This is a genomic window from Pseudomonas abyssi (assembly GCF_002307495.1).
Taxonomy (GTDB): domain Bacteria; phylum Pseudomonadota; class Gammaproteobacteria; order Pseudomonadales; family Pseudomonadaceae; genus Halopseudomonas; species Halopseudomonas abyssi.
In genome coordinates, this window is sequence record NZ_NTMR01000019.1 from 36,089 (window position 1) to 52,021 (window position 15,933).

A 15,933-nucleotide genomic window follows, 5' to 3' on the forward strand; every position below is an offset into this window, starting at 1 on the left:
AAGTGCGGCGCGCCGCAAACTTATCAGCGTTAAGATAAGATCGGACGCTGCCGCGGCGGCTCTTGGTAGTCGTCTCGCTCAACAGCTGAAAGGAAAGTACGGAGCAATCTTATCAATGTCAAGATACTTGCTCATGTTAAGATGCCGGCCTGCTCAACCTGACCGCTCGCAGAGAACCCGCTTATGGCAAAGCCCGCGAAACGCGCACGCGACACCTACCACGTCGGTAACCTGGCACCGCAGCTGCTGGCAGCAGCCCGCGCCTTGCTGGAAGAGGTAGGACCAACCAAGCTGTCATTGCGTGCAGTGTCGGAGCGCGTGGGTGTGAGCGCGACCGCGGCCTATCACCATTTCCAGAACCGCAACGAGCTGGTCGGCCAGCTTGCCGCGCAAGGGTTCTCCGAGCTGGCTGGTGCACTGCAACGCGCCTACAGCAACGGCTCCGGGCTGGACAAGCTGCGCGCCGGCAGCCTCGCGTATCTGCACTTTGCGCGCAGTAATCCGGCGCTCTATCAATTGATGTTCGGCCCTGAGTTCACCGACGAGACGATGATTCCGGTCTTGCAGCGCGAACGGCTGGCCGCTTTCGGTGAGCTCAAGCGCATGGTGGCCGATACGCTCGGCCAGGAGCTGGACAGCGCGGAGGTGCGCAAGGCATCGGTCGCCGCCTGGTCCTACACCCATGGGCTGACCTCGCTGGTCATCCACGGCCTGCTGCCGGGCGCAGCCGAACACAGCGACGAGCGCTTTGTTGACCGCACCCTGCAGGGCTTTGCTGCGCTGGCTGCCAGCTGCACACCGCCAGCGCCGTAACCCGCATCAGCGGAGCGCTCTACTCGAAGGGTTTCGGCCGTGGCGTAGCGTTGTTGGACGGCGGCAGAATCGGCAACGCAAAGCTGGGTTGCTGGCCGGTCAAGGTCTTGAGGAAGGCAGTAATACTGGCAATATCCTCGTCGCCCAGCTGGCGCCCCAGCTGCAGCCGCGCCATCACGTCAACCGCCTCTTCCAGCGTCCAGTAGGCGCCATCGTGGAAGTAGGGGTAGGTCAACTCGACATTGCGCAGGGTCGGCACCTTGAACTTGAAGCGATCCGCGTCCTGGCCAGTCAGCCCGGCAACCCCCTCGGCCGGGTTGGCGGTTTCATAGGCGCTGACCAGCCCCATTTTCTGAAAGCTGTTGCCACCGGCAGCCGGGCCGTTATGACAGGCCACGCAACCGGTGTCCTTGAATAGCTGATAGCCGCGCAGCTCGTCCTCCGTCATCGCCTGAGTGTCACCCAGCAACCAGCGATCAAAGCGCGAGAAGGGCGTGACCAGGGTTTCCTCGAACTCGGCGATGGCATCGGTCACCTCGTCGATGGTGATCTGCTGCACACCGTAGACCCGGGCAAACGCCTCGCTGTACTGCGGAATCGAGCGCAGGGTATCGACCGCCAGGGTGTGGGTAAACGCCATCTCGCCCGGGTTGGCAATCGGTCCGGCAGCCTGCTCCTTGAGGTCTGCGGCGCGGCCGTCCCAGAACTGCGCCACGTTCAGGCTGGAGTTAAGTACCGTCGGCGAGTTGATCGGGCCCTGCTGCCAGTTGTGCCCAATGGAGGTTTGCAGGTTGTCGCTGCCGCCCATGCTCAGGTTGTGACAGGAGTTGCAGGAAATGAAACCCGAGCGCGACAGACGCGGGTCAAAAAACAGCTGTTTGCCCAGCTCAACCTTGGCCGGGTCGGTTATCTGCGCGGGCAGAATGGGTTGGATAGGTTCGTTGTTCGGCGTCATCGCCATCGCCGGTGCGATGCCGGCCATACACAGGAGCAATACACGGATCTTCATATGCCACCTCGGCTGCCTGCCCATTAACAATATAAAGATCATGGATAAATGACGGCAACAGCTTACTGACCCAGGTCAAATACGCGATGGCTAATTCGCCGCACAATTAGCGCGAATCGTTTTCATTTTCAGCCACAGCGCTAGGCTGATCGACATTCTCTCTGTCTCCATGGAGCCCTGTATGCACCTGTTCAAACTGATTCCGTTTTGCCTGCTAACCTGCGCCGGCGCCCTGCACGCCGCCGAGTATCCGATCGGCGCGCCGCAGCACTGTGGTGGCATGGAGGTGGGCGCGGTATACCTGCAACCGATTGAGATGGAGCCGGCTGGCATGATGCGTCCGGCAGCCGAGTCCGATGTACACCTGGAAGCCGACATCAGCGCCCTGGAAGACAACCGCAATGGCTTTCAGGAAGGCAGCTTTGTGCCTTACCTGCGCATTGCCTACCACCTGCAGCGTGACGACAGCGAGCAGTTGATCAGCGGCGATTTTCACGCCATGGTCGCCAGCGACGGGCCGCATTATGGCGACAACGTCAAACTGGACGGCCCGGGGCGTTATCAGCTGACCCTACAGGTATCACCACCTGACACCGGCCATGATCACAGCTTTGGCCGTCACACCGACCGCGAAACAGGGGTTGCTCCCTGGTTCCAACCCTGCGAGCTGACCTACAGTTTTGTTTACGCTGGCACCGGCAAGAAAGGCGGCTACTGAACATGGCCGGTGCCCTGCCGTTGTCCACTCCGGTAGCTGCGTTGCTGCTTTCACTTTTCGCCAATGCCGTGCTGGCCGGAGGACTACCCACGGTTGAGCTGGAAATCCGCGACGGTGCCTTTGACCCAGCGGTCATCCAAGTAGCCGCAGGGCAGCGGTTCAAGATCAACCTGCACAATCGAGGTAACGGCCCGGTGGAGTTTGAAAGCCTGGCCTTGCGGGTAGAAAAGGTGCTGGGGCCGGGCGTTAGCTCATTCGTGGTCATCCACCCTCTACGCCCCGGCCGGTACAGCTTCTTTGACGAATTTCACCTGGATATGCCCGAAGGGATAATAGAAGCACACTGACATGACACAGGCTCTGTTGATTGTATGGCGCGAAAGCGTCGAAGCACTACTGGTCATCGGGCTGCTGTATGCCTGGCTGCAACGTTTACCCGCACGCCACCGGCCCCAGGGCAAGCGAGCTCTTTGGCTTGGCGTCCTGGCGGGCACTGGACTGGCCCTGCTGCTGGCTGCCCTGATGTTACTGGCTGGTACCTCGCTAAGCGGTCCGGCGGGCGAGTGGTTTCAAGTGGCCATGGCCGCAGTGGCCAGCGCGTTGGTACTGCAAATGGTGATCTGGATGGCGGGTAGCAATGCCACGCCACAAAGCCGCAGCGCGCCCAGCCATCCGGGGGCTGTAGCTCTACTAGCGACCTTGGCGATTGCCCGTGAAGGCAGCGAAATTGCCCTGTTTCTCTATGGCGCTGCGGCCAGCAGTGGCAGTGCCGGCATGCTCACCGGCGCGCTGACCGGCTTGCTGGTTGGCGTACTCAGCTTTGCCATACTGCAACGCGGCAGTCGCCTGTTGAATTGGCGACGTTTTTTCCAGCTCAGCACTCTGTTGCTGACCCTGCTTGGCGGAGCGATGCTGATGAGTGCCGTCGACCGCGCCAGCAGCTTGCTGATGGGGCTGGAATTGCCCGCTGCTGCCTATGACTGGCTGGGCAATGCGATGTGGGACAGCAGCACCCTGCTGGACGACAGCTCTCGTGCCGGCGCGCTGTTTGCCAGCCTGACCGGCTACCGTGCCCATCCCCCTCTGCCGGGCCTGCTTATGCTTGCAAGCTACTGGCTGCTGGCCTGGTGGGGCTGTCACGCAAGGCGTGTGCGCTACGCTGGCCAGCTATCGGTATGACTACCGCAACGTCCCGTCTGACCCTGATTGGTCACTGGCTGCGCCGTCATGCCCGTCTGATCCGCCGTCTGCAATGGCTGGTCGTGGCCGCGTATGCGACCTTGCTGGTAGTGCCGGCACTGTTGCCGCTGCCAGACAACAACGCGCACATGCTGGACAACCTGACCCTGCTGGCACAGTTCGTGTTTTGGGGTATCTGGTGGCCCTTTGTGCTGCTGTCCATCCTGCTGTTTGGCCGCCTCTGGTGCGGCCTGCTGTGCCCGGAAGGTTCACTTAGCGAGTGGGCCAGCCACTACGGGCGCGGCAAGGGCGTGCCACGCTGGATGCGCTGGGGCGGCTGGCCAACCGTGGGTTTTCTGCTGACTACTCTGTACGGCCAGCTAATCAGTGTCTACGACTACGCCCAGGCTGCACTGCTGATTTTGGGCGGCTCCACCTTGGCAGCCATGCTGACGGGGCTGCTCTATGGTCGAGGCAAACGTGTCTGGTGTCGCCATTTGTGCCCGGTAAGTGGCGTCTTTGCCCTGCTGGCCAAGCTAGCTCCGGTGCACTACGCGGTCAACGAGACACGCTGGCAGGCAAATCCACAGCCGCACCTGCCTACCCCCAACTGCGCACCGCTAATAGACATTCGGCGCATGCGCAGCGCTTCGGCCTGTCACGCCTGCGGACGCTGCAGCGGGCAGCGTGATGCGGTCCAACTGATCGCCCGCTCGTGCAATAGCGAGATCATCGAACTGGGCGCAGACGGCAGCCATCGCTGGGATGTCCGCTTACTGCTGTACGGCGTTATCGGGCTGGCGTTAGGCGCCTTCCAATGGACTCTTAGTCCCTGGTTTGTCCTGCTCAAACAGCGGCTGGCGGAATGGCTGATCAATCACGACATCTTCTGGCCGCTGCACACTGGCGCCCCCTGGTGGCTGCTGACACATTACCCCGAGGTCAACGATGCCTTCAGCTGGCTCGACGGCTTTAGCATCTGCCTGTACCTAGGCTCCACGGCGCTGCTGCTGGGCGGGCTGCTGCAGGGTCTGCTGTCTGGCGCGGCACGCCTGGCCGGTGGCGGCAGCCCGCTGGCAGAGCAACTGGCCCTGTGCCTTCTTCCGATTGGCGCTGCCGGCCTGTTTCTCGGGCTGTCCTCCACCACGGTCAAGCTATTGCGCTACGAAGGCCTGCTGCTGGCCTGGGTGCCCAGTGCACGGGCGGCCTTGCTGCTGGGCGCGCTGTGCTGGAGTCTGTGGCTTGGCTGGCGGATCTGTAAGCGCTTACCACCCGTGCGCCGCGCGGTGCCCCTGCTGGCCCTGCTAGCAAGCAACACCGCTCTGGCTTTTCTCTGGTACCTGCAATTCTGGGTCTGGTGAACACAGCCGATACTGATGCCTCCCATGACGGGCTAGAACACTGTCAGGGCTGTTGATGAAACGGTGAAAAAACACTGATTTATTGACAATTATCATTCGTATCTCAGCAAGCCATCATTATGCTAAGGCCCCGACCGATTGACTGCGCTGGAGGGTGCATGCCTCATTTTCTGATCTCTGTGCTGCTGGCCATGCTGCTATGCGGCAAGACCACCCTGAGCCAGGCCGATCCCCAGATGCAACGTCTGGTGTTTGCCGGCCCGCCGGCGTCAGTGTCCTATCCGCTGATTGAGATGCTCGATAGCGGCGCCCTCGACGAGCTGGCGCAGGAGGTGGAGTTTATCCAATGGACTAACCCGGACCAGCTGCGCGCGCTGGTGCTGCAGGGCGAGGTCGATTTTGTCGCCGTGCCCACCAATGTCGCCGCCAACCTGTACAACCGCGGCGTTCCCTTGCAATTGCTGAACGTCTCGACCTGGGGTGCATTGTGGATGGTGTCCCGCGAGCCGGGCCGCACCCGGCTGGCCGACTTCAAAGGAGAGGAAATTGCTATTCCCTTCCGCGCCGACATGCCGGATATCGTGTTTGGCCTACTGGCCGAGAAAGAGGGCTTGGAACCGAGCAAGGATTTCCAACTGCGCTACACCAGTACCCCGCTGGACGCCGTGGCCCTGCTGCTGACCCGCCGCATTGATCATGCCCTGCTGGCCGACCCGGCGGTAGCGCTGGTGTTGCGCAAGAGCGGCTCCTTCCCGGTATCGGTGGTTGCCCCTGAGCTGCACCGCAGCGTCAACTTGCAAGCCCTGTGGGGCGAGCTGATGGACACTGAGCCGCGCATTCCGCAGGCCGGTATCGCCGTACTGGGCGCCAGCCGCGACAACCCTGCACTGGTGCAGCAGGTAGAACAGGCCTACCGCGCCGCCGCCGAGCGCTGCTATGAGCAGCCGCAGGTATGTGGCCGGCGCGTGGCCCAGCGCATCAGGCTGCTCAGCCCCGAAGCGGTAGCCGATGCCCTGGCTGTACAACCACGCCACTACGCTAGCGCCCAGGCCGCTCGCCCTGAATTGGAAGCCTTCTTCCAGTTGCTGTTGGAACGCCAGAGCGCCTCGGTAGGTGGCCAACTGCCGACAGACGCCTTTTACGGCGGGTCAGCGGCAGCGCACTAGATGAAAGGCCCCTGGTATCGCGTGCAGTCCGCATTGGCTGCCATCCTCACCTACCTCTGGAGCGGCTGGGGCGCCATCGCCAGCCTGCTGCTGTTCTGCGCCCTGTGGGAATGGGGCGCCCAGCTCAACGGCCCGCTGGTACTGCCCGGCCCACAGGCCACCCTGGCGCAGTTATGGCACATGCTGGACAGCGGCCTGGCGCAACCGGAGCTGATCATCTCCACCCGTCGTACCCTGCAGGGGCTGGGCGCATCACTGCTGATCGGCAGCGCGCTGGGCCTATTGGCCGGCCGCTCACTGACCGCCGCCATGCTGTCCCGCCCGCTGATTACCCTGCTGCTGGGCATGCCGCCCATCGCCTGGCTGGTGCTGGCCATGCTGTGGTTTGGCATGGGCGACACCACCCCGGTATTCACCGTCTTCATCGCCTGCTTCCCGATTGTCTTTGCCGGCGCCATGCAGGGCGCACGCACGCTAGACAACCAGCTACGCCGGGTGGCCCAAGCCTACCGCCTGCCCTGGCGCATGCAACTGACCGACCTGTATCTGCCGCATGTCATGTCTTATCTGATTCCTGCCTGGATTACCGCGCTCGGCACCTCCTGGAAAGTGGTGGTGATGGCCGAGCTACTGAGCACCACCGATGGCGTGGGCGCGGCGTTGGCGGTATCACGCAGTCAGCTCGACACCGCCAGCTCCCTGGCCTGGGTGGTCGCTGTACTGGCACTGCTGCTGGCCGCCGAGTATCTGCTGCTGGAGCCACTCAAGCGACGGGTTGAACGCTGGCGCCTGGAGACCGAACAATGAATGCCCTGCACGTTCGCCACCTGCATCACCGCTTTGGCCTACAGGAAGTCCTGCACGATGTTGGCTTTGACCTGTTTGCCGGCCAGAGCCTGGCCCTGGTCGGCCCTTCGGGCTGCGGCAAAAGCACTCTGCTGCAAGCCGTTGCTGGCCTGCTTGAGCCCAGTCGCATGGTCATGCAGAACGACTTTCGCGGGCTCGGCTACATGTTCCAGCAACCCAACCTGATGCCCTGGCTGACCGCCCGCGACAACCTCGCGCTGGGGCTCAAAGCACTTGGCGTACCCAAGCCCGCCCGCCAGCGCCAGGCCGACAGCCTGGGCCAGCGGCTGGGGCTCGCCCTGGACGACCTGGACAAATACCCACACCAGCTTTCCGGTGGTATGCAAAGCCGCATCTCGCTCGGCCGCGCGCTGGCGGTGTCCCCTGACCTGCTGCTGCTCGACGAACCCTTTTCTGCATTGGATGTGGGCCTCAAGCTGGAGCTTTACGCCCTGCTACGCGAGCAGATCGCCCAGCGCGGCTGCGCCGTGCTGCTGATTACCCACGACCTGATGGAGGCGGTGCGCCTGGCCGACCGTATCCTGCTCATGGCTCCAGAGCCCGGCCGCGTGGTGCGCGAGTTTGAACTGACCCTGCCGCAGGCAGAGCGCAGCGAAGCCTGGATTCACCAAACCACTGGCCAATTGATGGAAAACACCGAAGTGCGTATTGCCTTTGGGCTGCAGGCCGGCACCCTGGCCATCGCCGAGAGTCACGATCACGGCGCCACCCACACGGGGTGCAAAGTATGAGCTGGCAGGCTCGCCTTGAGGCGCTGCTGCAGTGTGGTTACCGACCATTTTTTCTGCTTAGCGCCGCCAGCGCCTGTTGCCTGATGCTGTTCTGGCTGACCTTACTGAACGGTTGGATCAACTGGCAGCCGCCGGGTGGCATGGTGCTCTGGCATGTGCATGAGCTGCTGTTCGGTTTTGCTGGCGCGGCGATTGCCGGTTTTTTGCTGACAGCCGTACCGGAGTTTACCGAGACCGCCAACCTGCCCCGCACGGTGCTGGTGCGTCTGGCGCTGCTCTGGTTGCTGGCCCGTGTGCTTTACCTGCTCAGCCCATTCTGGCCCGCCAGCCTGGCTCTGCTGCCGGTAGCATTAGTCAACCTGCTGTTCTGGCTGTTGCTACTCTGGCACCTGCTACCCCGCCTATGGCAGCACGCCGGGCGCATGCATCTGAGCTTTGCCTGGGTGGTGGCCAGCCTCGCCCTGCTGCAGCTCGCCAGCCTGCTTGCCAACAGCCTGGGAGGCGACCCGATGGCCTGGCTGCGCGCCGCCAGTGGCGTGCTGATGATGCTGATTGTCATCGCCACCCGCCGTATCTCAGTCAATCTGGTCAACGGTCTGATCGAGGAAGGCCGCCCCGGTGCGCCACCGCCCATCAACAGCTACCTGCCCCGCCCGCCGCGTAGCTATTTGGCGCTGTTCTGCATAGGCCTATGCAGCGCCGTTGAACTCTGGCTGGGCCATAACTCGATTACTGGCTGGACTGCCCTGGCTGCTGCTGCCGCCATGCTGAACGTACTCAACGACTGGCATATAGGCCGGGCGCTGTTCACCCGCTGGGCGCTGTTGCTATATGCAGGCTACTGGCTGATCGCCCTAGGCTATGCGGCCATGGGCGCCAGCTGGCTGGGCGCTCCGTTGACCACCTCCGCCGGCCGGCACCTGCTGACCAGTGGCGCCGCCGCCCTGAGCATCCTCGCTGTGATGGCGGTGGTTGGTCGGATTCATGCCGGGCTATGGCTGGACCGGCGGCCCTGGCTGCCGCTATGTGCCCTAGGCCTGATCATCGCCGCGGTGTTGCGCGCCCTGGCCGGCGTGCCCGGCCTGCCGATCAGAGCCCTGTTCAGTGCAGCCGGGCTCGTCTGGGCTGGGTGTTTTGTCGCGTATCTGGTGGCCGCTCGTGGTGGCCTGATCGCCCCACGCGCTGACGGCAAAACCGGTTGCGCAGCACCGCTGGAACATAACGCGCGGGAGGGCGGGTGTTAACTTCCCGACCTACTTACCCAGGCTCTGGCGCCCATAGTTGCAACAGTCAAACAAGCTGCTGCCCAGGCTGTCCGCCGCCGCAGCGCACTCCAGCGGCGCTGCTGGCGGCAGACCCACGGCGGCGCACAGGCCATCGATATCCAGCAACACCACCTCGGTGTTGCGCCCCCCAACAAAGCCCGAACGACGAAATACGCCCATCTGGCGCGAAAAGGTTTCCGGGGTAATGTTCAGCTGACGCGCCAGCACGCTGTGGCTGGCCGGCAAGGTGAGCCAGGCGCTGCGCTGCTGAGTATAGAGGTCCATCAGATAAGCCACCAGGCGCTGGGCGGCATTGCCGATGGTCAAGAGGTCAACCCGATTGATTGACTGCACAATACGCACCGCCATCCCTTCCAGCATAGCCTGACTGAAATCTGGCGATTCCCGACACAGGGTCAGCAGCCGCGAGCGAGGCAGACGAAAAACACTGGCCTCGCTGCCTGCGCGCGCCGACAGAGGATAGCGACAGGGGTCGACAAACATCACCGTCTCAGCCAGCAAGTCGCCCGCTTCCATATTGCGGAACACCTTGGCCTCGCCGGTGTAGCTAGGGCGATACAGCACCACAGAGCCGCTTTGCACCAGGAAGAAACTTTCGGCGCGATCGCCCATATGAAACAAGTGTTGCCCGTTGCCCAGACGCAAGCGCGAAGCACCCTCCGCCAGCGCCTCGATACTTGCGCGCGGCACCTTGGTAAACAGGGGTGTGTGGGCCAGCAACTGCGCCAGTGTGGCTGATCTCATGATGCCCCCTTCGGCAGCAACCGCCCGCCACCCGGACACAACTGCCACCTTTCATGCCAACAAATGAGAATAGTTATCAAGTTCGCAATACTACTCCTATTTCACCTGATGTGAAGTTGACATTTGTCATTTGCAGCTAAAACCACACCATCCCCATCAGGAGAGACACCGCACCAGCCGCAGGAGCATGGCATGTCGCCCCACCAACGCCGCAAGCGCCACGCCAGAAGGAACATCAAAAGCGGCGGCGCAACATCAGGCTGACCTCGGTCTGGTGGTAACCAAATGCCCATTCCAGGTTGCTGCGATTGATGCTGTGGCGCAGCCGCAGTTCCGGGGTCATGCCGGCCAGCTGCCAGCCGCGAGCACCGGCGCTGAGGATGTACACCTGCTGGCGATCCTGGCGGCGCTCGCCAAGAAATAAGTCATAGGCCTCGTTACGGCTTTGCCGGTAAATACCCAGCGCATTGACAAACAGCCCGGCGCTACCGGCAAAGCCCTTGTACACCCCGGCGCGCAGCGCCCAGTCCTGGCTGCTGGCCTGGTCTGACGGGTAGCGTTTGCGCGTCAGGTTTAGCCCGCCGTACAGGCTGGTCAGCGTGTTGGGAGAATAAGAAGCAAACAGCCCCCACTGGAACTGCTCGTAATCAGCGCCCAGCAGTTGCCCCCGACTGCTGTATTCATAGCGCTTGGCATCCAGGCTGGTGCCCAGTTGCCAACGGCGGCCCAGACTGTGACGCCACTCGGCCTGCAGCCCGTGCGCCAGGTACTCGCTGGCGCGGTTGCGGTAGGAGTGCTCCAGGTAGGGCGTCAGAGTCAGGCTATTGCCCGCATCCAGGTACTGATAACCCGCCTGCAGGATGGCCAGGTTGCTGCTGTAGTCCTGCAGCCTGGCGCTGGCATTGGGGTTGGTCTGGGGGTAGTAATTGCCATAGCTGAGCGGGCGTAGTTGCAGGTTGTGGTTGCCGCCCAGATTGAAGCGCCGCTGCAACGACAGCTCGTAGTTCATCATCTGCGAGCTGATGGGCTCAGGCATGCGGCGCTCAAACAGGCAGATACCAGCAAAGGCGCTAAGGCAGCGATGGTAGCCGTTGGCCTGGTTGATGTTGTCGTTATAACCCCAGCCCAGAGCCGCGCTGCCGTGCCAGCCCGTGCGCAGGTCAATGGCCTGCTGGTATTGCTGCACCAGTAACTCAGCCTGCGGCGGCAGGCCGGCGGCTAGCGCCCGGTCAAACCCGGCCAGGGCGCGCTGCTCTTGATAATCCTCAAACCACAGGCGGGCCAGTTCCAGCAGAATTCGCGCGTCCTGCGGTTCCAGCGCACTGGCCTGCTCCATGCGCTGCAGCGCCCGCAGGTAGTCGCCCTGAAAGCGCGCCAACAGGCTCTCGGCCATGGCCACCAGCGCAGGCCGGTGCCCGGCCAACTGGCGATACCGGGCAATAAAGTCCGGCAGTTGGGTCCATTGGTTGGTATTGATGGCCACATAGATAGCCAGCGTAAGCGGCTCCAGTGCGGTGGGCACCTGATAGCGGCGCCCCTCGTACATCAGGGTGCCCGGCGGCGGCGCCAGCGCCTCTTCGGCCTGGGCTTGCTGCTCGATGCTGCGGCGCGTCTGATCCTGCAAAAAACGCGTGTCATCGTCATCGGCCTGTACCGCAGGCACGGCAAGGCAGGCCAGCAGCATCAGCGCAACGGCGATGAAACAGCAAGGCATAGGGGTTTCACTCAGCATGATGGCAATTTAGAATGGAGACCGGCGAACCGGCCTCCACAGGTAGCACTCCCAAGCGATACCGAACGAGACTCATCCGGCATCGCCCTGTTTGACGCTCTTCACTGGTGGCCGCCAGTGGAGAGTGGTCAAACCTCAGGGTGTGATGGTGCCGCTGCCGTTGTGGCTACCGCCAAAGGCGACGCCATCAGACGCATTGGTGGTGGTGTAGATACCCGCCAGCTCATGGGCGCCGTTGTAGAAGTGGCCGTCAATAGAGCCAGTGCCGACGGCGTCACTACCGCTACCAGTGAAGCCCCCGGTAGAGTTGATAGCAACGCTGTCAAAGCTCACTGTCTCCAGGCCACGATCAATCGAGCCGGTCAGCGTGTTGGTACCCGGGCCATAATTGGCCGTCAGTGTGCCGGTGTACAGCTCATGCGCGGTCGGCAGGTTGGTACCCTCGCCGGTCTGGCGAATCCCCACCACATTGTACTGGGCATTAACCATATTCGGCGTACTGGTGACCGCATTATCACCCACGTACCAGACGGTACGGTTGGCGCTGCTCATATTCAGGTCGGTACTGTCATCCACCGGGCTGGCCACTGCCGGGGCCCACTCGCCAAAATACACACCGCTGCCCACAGAGAGCGGCACTACCGGGTCAGCCGGCGAGCCGGAGCTAGTGGCCCCAACCTGCCCAATAACCAGCCCGCCAAACTGCGGCGCAAAGAACGGCGGGGTAATCTGCCGCACGCTGTTAATGGCAACGTTCGCGGTGTCGCTACCGCCACTGACAGAGGCGGTGTCATTCCAGACCTGGGCAATCTTGCTTGAGCCGAATAGCCCCAGATCAGACGGCGTCATAATGGTGCCATCACCACGCGCACTGATGGCCGCGTTGGAGCCATTGACCGGCCCACCGGCAATATCGATATAGCCCATTGCACTGCCATTGAGTTTCAGGCCGGAGTTGCCGCCACCGAACATAAAGTGGTTGGAAGCGCCCACATCCACCCCTGAGCTGTTGGAGGTACCGCCAGCTGGCGCGGCCACGACTGCACCGCTCCCAAGCAGCGCCATTACGGTCAATGCCAATGTTGATTTTTTCATTTCTCTATCCCCTTGATTACGTTTGACAACGACTGGTTTTTTACGAAAAACCAGCAAAAAAGTTAGAAATTCACTCGCAGCCCCGCCGTCAGGGTACGGCCCGGGCCCGGCAGCAGGTTCTTGGACATGGGGTCCAGATAATATTCATCGGTGATGTTGGTAACGCCGAGGTTCAGGCTCAACTGGCGGTTTACTTCAAAGTTGGCGTACAGATCGTGCAGCCATACAGAGCGCCACAGAAAGGTATCCAGCCCCCCTCTGAACCACACGTCGTGCGCCTGGTAACCATCCGGCCCGGCCTCAGAGGCCAGCAGGTCATCAAGGTCGTCGTTGCTGGCACCGGCGTGGTACACGCTGCGCACCCCCAGCTCCAGGCGATCATTGAGCAGACGGGTACCCAGGCCCAAATCAACCGAGTATTCGGGCTGCAAGCTGTTACCGCTGTAGGTACCGGGGAAGCCGCCGGTCATACACTCGGGAATTCGGTTATAGAAAGGGTCCATGCTGGAGGCGTAGTCCTTGTCGCACAGCTGCTGCTTCAGACGGTAGGTTGCCCCCAGGCTGCCGAAGTGGCGGCCACTATCGAATCGCGACTGCAGCTCAAGACCGCTGGTTTTCTTGCGATCAAACTGGATAACGTCGTAAAGATAGCCGCGATCAATAAAGTCCTTGATCTCGGTGTTGTAGTAACTGAGCCGGGCATCAGCCAGGGCCAGACCGGGGAAGAACTGCGTCAGATCGTGGCTGTAGCCCACCTCCCAGTTAGTGCTGCGCTCCGGCTTGCTGGCACCGTTCACGGCCAGATTACCCAGAGTGCCGGCACCGTCCACGATGGCGCTGGAGGTCAGCTCCTGGATACTCGGAAAGCGGGTGGTCTGGGCAAAACGCAGAAAGGCAGTGCCATAAGGGGTGATTCTGGCGGTGGCGCTTAAAACCGGGCTGAAGGCATCGCCGGACTGCTCCTCGGGCATTTCCCAGGCCTGGCCGGTGTCCAGCTGCTCATATATTTCGGTACCATCAAAGTCATTATTAGTAGCGACTACCCTGGCAACCATGGTGCCCGGGTTACCCGGGTCATCCACCATCTCGCTGACATTGAGCTCGCCGTTGGCAAAGGGGTTTTGCGAGGAGTCGGCCTTGCCATCCACCACGGGCAGGACTACCACCCTGTTCCAGTAAAGCGCACTTGTTCCAACACCGCGACTAATGCCCAGTTCTCCCAAAAACTCTGCACGAGCGTTTTGTGCAGCGGTAGACGCCGCATACTCAGGGGAGACCACTCCGTTAGCTGCATTTATATAATCTTCTGGAGTAAGAACTGACAGTGCTTGCTTAAACGCTTCGTCCAGGTCGTGATAGGTCTCCAGCTCCGAGGCATTCAACAGCTCGCCATATTTCAGCTCTAGGCCGACCCGGCGTCGCTGCGCAGCATAGAATGCCGCCTGCTGGCGTCGGCGCTTGGCCGTACCGGTATCCTTTCCGGTGTAGTGCAGATAACGGGTGCCAGCAGTCAACGTCAGCCAGGGCCTTGGCTGCCAGGCGAAGTTGAACATGGCCGAGTATTCCTCGCGCTCGCCAGAACGCGGGCCCAGCAAATCGGTGCCGACACTGAGCTGGGAGCCATCGGGTGCCAGTCCGTTGGTGGTGGTCAGGCTTTGCTCTACACGGTCATCCAGCTTTTCCTTTTGGTAGCTACCGCCAAAGGTCAGTTGCAGGGTGTCGGTGAGCTGCATCTGGTTGCTCAGATCAAGCCCGGTACGATCATGGCTGGTCCATTGCCGGCCGTTGGAGTAAATGGTGCCATTGTGCTCCGGTGCGGGCGTCCCTGGCGGGAGATAACCATGCTCCATGAGCAGGCTCCACATCCTAAGCTGTTGCTGGGTGGCCTGATCCACGTCAACGGCGTAGGGGGACGCGCCGGTCTGATAGCGCGTACCTTCCAGTTCCGTGCGCCACAGACTGGCCTCCAGATTCAACCAGTCTGAGTCAGCCGGCTTGATGTCATAGCTCAATTTGTAGTTGTCGAGACGCTGTTCCGAGCGTGGTGTTTCATATACCCAGCGGTCATCTGACCTGTCACGATCAGGGTTGCTTCTGTCAGCCGCCTCCAGATAGCCCCAGGCCAGCACTGACGCTCCCGGCGTTGTTTCACCAAACAGCATATCGGTGCGCATAAACTGCAGGCCCAAGCGCTGCTCATGGGGCAGGTACCAGTTGTTCTTGAACAAGGTCGTGTCGGTTTCGCTGGCGGTGTTAAACACCTCGCTGCCGGCGGAGTAGAGCTTGGTCAGGTTGGGGATGTAACGGTCGGTACTGGTGTCGTCCCACACATCGTGGCCGGCGTAGCGGTCGGCGCCATGTTTGCCGGCGTAGTAGTTGCCGGTGGTGCGCTCGCTGCGTGACAGCAGAATGTCCACAAACTCATGGCGACCGGCGATGGCCAGCATCTGCGCGTGATCATCCAGATTGAATAGCTCGCCATCCCCCCTGCTGCGCGCCTGCGGCACCGGCACGTGAACCGTCAGGCCATCACCTGCCACGGTTGCACCAGGGACGTTGCGCCAATCCTGCCCATACATGGAGTTCGCATCAAACCGGGGCTTGCTGGTGTTACCCGAGCCGCGCAGGTTGGCTTCGATACCCCAGCTATCCCCATCGGGAATAATGTCGCCCGGCTCAATGGTGCGAATATTCACCGCACCGCCCACGCCACTGCGGATACCTCGGCTGAGTGAAGGGCCTTTCTCTACCTCGATACTGCGAAACAACGCGGGATCAACATAGTTGCGATTGCCCGCACCAAACATATGCAGCCAGACGTTGGTGGATTGCTCAGTACCATCGATGGTCAGCGGCACCCGCCCTTCGCCGCTGATGCCGCGGATGTTCGGGGTGATGGCCTGACTGCTGCGGGTATCCATGCTGTACACCCCGTTCATGCCCTTGAACACATCACCGGGGTTGGCGGTCTGAAAGCGCTGGAGCTCTTCGCGGCTCTGATAGACGCTGGTGACGTTCTCGGTGTAGACCTCATCCTGGGCCTGGGCATCCAGGTCAGTCTTGCCCTCGATATTGATGGGCTGAAGTTCGACGACATCTTCTGCGCTGGCCGTAGCCGCGGCCTGCTCCTGCGCCTGGGCGGTAAAAGTCCCGAGCACCGACAACGCCGAGACCACCAGCGCCAGCTTGTTTGGCTTGAACTCCATTGTTTGCTCCCCTTGCTAACCCTTTC

The 15,933-nt window shown here is 61.8% G+C and carries 14 protein-coding genes; 9 read left to right on the forward strand and 5 right to left on the reverse strand.

The annotated features are described in order from the left end of the window. Positions 1-183: 183 nt before the first annotated feature. Complete coding sequence (locus CNQ84_RS14300; RefSeq protein WP_096005523.1) at positions 184-813, forward strand: TetR/AcrR family transcriptional regulator; 630 nt, start codon at positions 184-186, stop codon at positions 811-813. A 19-nt stretch (positions 814-832) separates the two neighbouring features. Here the strand turns inward: CNQ84_RS14300 and CNQ84_RS14305 are convergent, their stop codons facing one another. Further along, entirely contained in the window at positions 833-1,795 is a 963-nt protein-coding gene (locus CNQ84_RS14305; protein WP_245841418.1) for a cytochrome-c peroxidase, read from the reverse strand. A gap of 208 nt (positions 1,796-2,003) precedes the next feature. Here CNQ84_RS14305 and CNQ84_RS14310 point away from each other — a divergent pair, with 208 nt between their 5' ends. The 8 genes from CNQ84_RS14310 to CNQ84_RS14345 all read left to right on the forward strand — a co-directional run bounded on the left by CNQ84_RS14310 (position 2,004) and on the right by CNQ84_RS14345 (position 9,088). Further along, entirely contained in the window at positions 2,004-2,540 is a 537-nt protein-coding gene (locus CNQ84_RS14310; protein WP_096005524.1) for an iron transporter, read from the forward strand. Between the two features lie 2 nt (positions 2,541-2,542). Continuing rightward, entirely contained in the window at positions 2,543-2,887 is a 345-nt protein-coding gene (locus tag CNQ84_RS14315; protein WP_096005525.1) for a cupredoxin domain-containing protein, read from the forward strand. 1 nt (position 2,888) lies between these two features. Next, complete coding sequence (locus CNQ84_RS14320; protein WP_096005526.1) at positions 2,889-3,719, forward strand: FTR1 family iron permease; 831 nt, start codon at positions 2,889-2,891, stop codon at positions 3,717-3,719. Continuing rightward, positions 3,716-5,080 carry a 4Fe-4S binding protein gene (locus CNQ84_RS14325; protein ID WP_096005527.1) on the forward strand — a complete coding sequence of 455 codons (1,365 nt, stop codon included), beginning with the start codon at positions 3,716-3,718 and terminating at the stop codon, positions 5,078-5,080. The genes CNQ84_RS14320 and CNQ84_RS14325 overlap by 4 nt, the downstream gene beginning before the upstream one ends. 158 nt (positions 5,081-5,238) lie before the next feature. Continuing rightward, a complete protein-coding gene (locus tag CNQ84_RS14330) occupies positions 5,239-6,246 on the forward strand; it encodes an ABC transporter substrate-binding protein (RefSeq protein WP_112220871.1) in 1,008 nt (335 codons plus the stop codon). After that, on the forward strand, positions 6,247-7,053 hold the full coding sequence (locus CNQ84_RS14335) for an ABC transporter permease (protein ID WP_096005528.1): 807 nt from the start codon (positions 6,247-6,249) through the stop codon (positions 7,051-7,053). Beyond that, positions 7,050-7,844 (forward strand): ABC transporter ATP-binding protein, encoded by a 795-nt coding sequence (locus CNQ84_RS14340; protein ID WP_096005529.1) that lies wholly within the window; start codon positions 7,050-7,052, stop codon positions 7,842-7,844. Before CNQ84_RS14335 ends, CNQ84_RS14340 begins: the two co-directional genes overlap by 4 nt. Then, a complete protein-coding gene (locus tag CNQ84_RS14345) occupies positions 7,841-9,088 on the forward strand; it encodes an NnrS family protein (protein WP_096005530.1) in 1,248 nt (415 codons plus the stop codon). Before CNQ84_RS14340 ends, CNQ84_RS14345 begins: the two co-directional genes overlap by 4 nt. 9 nt (positions 9,089-9,097) lie before the next feature. Here the strand turns inward: CNQ84_RS14345 and CNQ84_RS14350 are convergent, their stop codons facing one another. From CNQ84_RS14350 to CNQ84_RS14365, 4 genes are all read right to left on the reverse strand, one after another. Continuing rightward, complete coding sequence (locus tag CNQ84_RS14350) at positions 9,098-9,874, reverse strand: Crp/Fnr family transcriptional regulator (RefSeq protein ID WP_096005531.1); 777 nt, start codon at positions 9,872-9,874, stop codon at positions 9,098-9,100. 235 nt (positions 9,875-10,109) lie between these two features. After that, positions 10,110-11,588 (reverse strand): surface lipoprotein assembly modifier, encoded by a 1,479-nt coding sequence (locus CNQ84_RS14355; protein ID WP_165771301.1) that lies wholly within the window; start codon positions 11,586-11,588, stop codon positions 10,110-10,112. Between the two features lie 153 nt (positions 11,589-11,741). Then, positions 11,742-12,701, reverse strand: coding sequence for a Slam-dependent surface lipoprotein (locus CNQ84_RS14360; protein WP_133065907.1), 960 nt, complete (start codon positions 12,699-12,701; stop codon positions 11,742-11,744). A gap of 62 nt (positions 12,702-12,763) precedes the next feature. Further along, on the reverse strand, positions 12,764-15,907 hold the full coding sequence (locus CNQ84_RS14365) for a TonB-dependent receptor domain-containing protein (RefSeq protein ID WP_096005534.1): 3,144 nt from the start codon (positions 15,905-15,907) through the stop codon (positions 12,764-12,766). Positions 15,908-15,933: the final 26 nt, after the last annotated feature.

What these genes read in the sequence shown, in the direction of transcription:
- CNQ84_RS14300 (WP_096005523.1), top strand. Translation starts at nt 184, where the DNA reads ATGGCAAAGCCCGCGAAACGCGCACGCGACACCTACCACGTCGGTAAC.
- CNQ84_RS14305 (WP_245841418.1), bottom strand. Translation starts at nt 1,795, where the DNA reads ATGGCCGGCATCGCACCGGCGATGGCGATGACGCCGAACAACGAACCT.
- CNQ84_RS14310 (WP_096005524.1), top strand. Translation starts at nt 2,004, where the DNA reads ATGCACCTGTTCAAACTGATTCCGTTTTGCCTGCTAACCTGCGCCGGC.
- CNQ84_RS14315 (WP_096005525.1), top strand. Translation starts at nt 2,543, where the DNA reads ATGGCCGGTGCCCTGCCGTTGTCCACTCCGGTAGCTGCGTTGCTGCTT.
- CNQ84_RS14320 (WP_096005526.1), top strand. Translation starts at nt 2,889, where the DNA reads ATGACACAGGCTCTGTTGATTGTATGGCGCGAAAGCGTCGAAGCACTA.
- CNQ84_RS14325 (WP_096005527.1), top strand. Translation starts at nt 3,716, where the DNA reads ATGACTACCGCAACGTCCCGTCTGACCCTGATTGGTCACTGGCTGCGC.
- CNQ84_RS14330 (WP_112220871.1), top strand. Translation starts at nt 5,239, where the DNA reads ATGCCTCATTTTCTGATCTCTGTGCTGCTGGCCATGCTGCTATGCGGC.
- CNQ84_RS14335 (WP_096005528.1), top strand. Translation starts at nt 6,247, where the DNA reads ATGAAAGGCCCCTGGTATCGCGTGCAGTCCGCATTGGCTGCCATCCTC.
- CNQ84_RS14340 (WP_096005529.1), top strand. Translation starts at nt 7,050, where the DNA reads ATGAATGCCCTGCACGTTCGCCACCTGCATCACCGCTTTGGCCTACAG.
- CNQ84_RS14345 (WP_096005530.1), top strand. Translation starts at nt 7,841, where the DNA reads ATGAGCTGGCAGGCTCGCCTTGAGGCGCTGCTGCAGTGTGGTTACCGA.
- CNQ84_RS14350 (WP_096005531.1), bottom strand. Translation starts at nt 9,874, where the DNA reads ATGAGATCAGCCACACTGGCGCAGTTGCTGGCCCACACACCCCTGTTT.
- CNQ84_RS14355 (WP_165771301.1), bottom strand. Translation starts at nt 11,588, where the DNA reads ATGCCTTGCTGTTTCATCGCCGTTGCGCTGATGCTGCTGGCCTGCCTT.
- CNQ84_RS14360 (WP_133065907.1), bottom strand. Translation starts at nt 12,701, where the DNA reads ATGAAAAAATCAACATTGGCATTGACCGTAATGGCGCTGCTTGGGAGC.
- CNQ84_RS14365 (WP_096005534.1), bottom strand. Translation starts at nt 15,907, where the DNA reads ATGGAGTTCAAGCCAAACAAGCTGGCGCTGGTGGTCTCGGCGTTGTCG.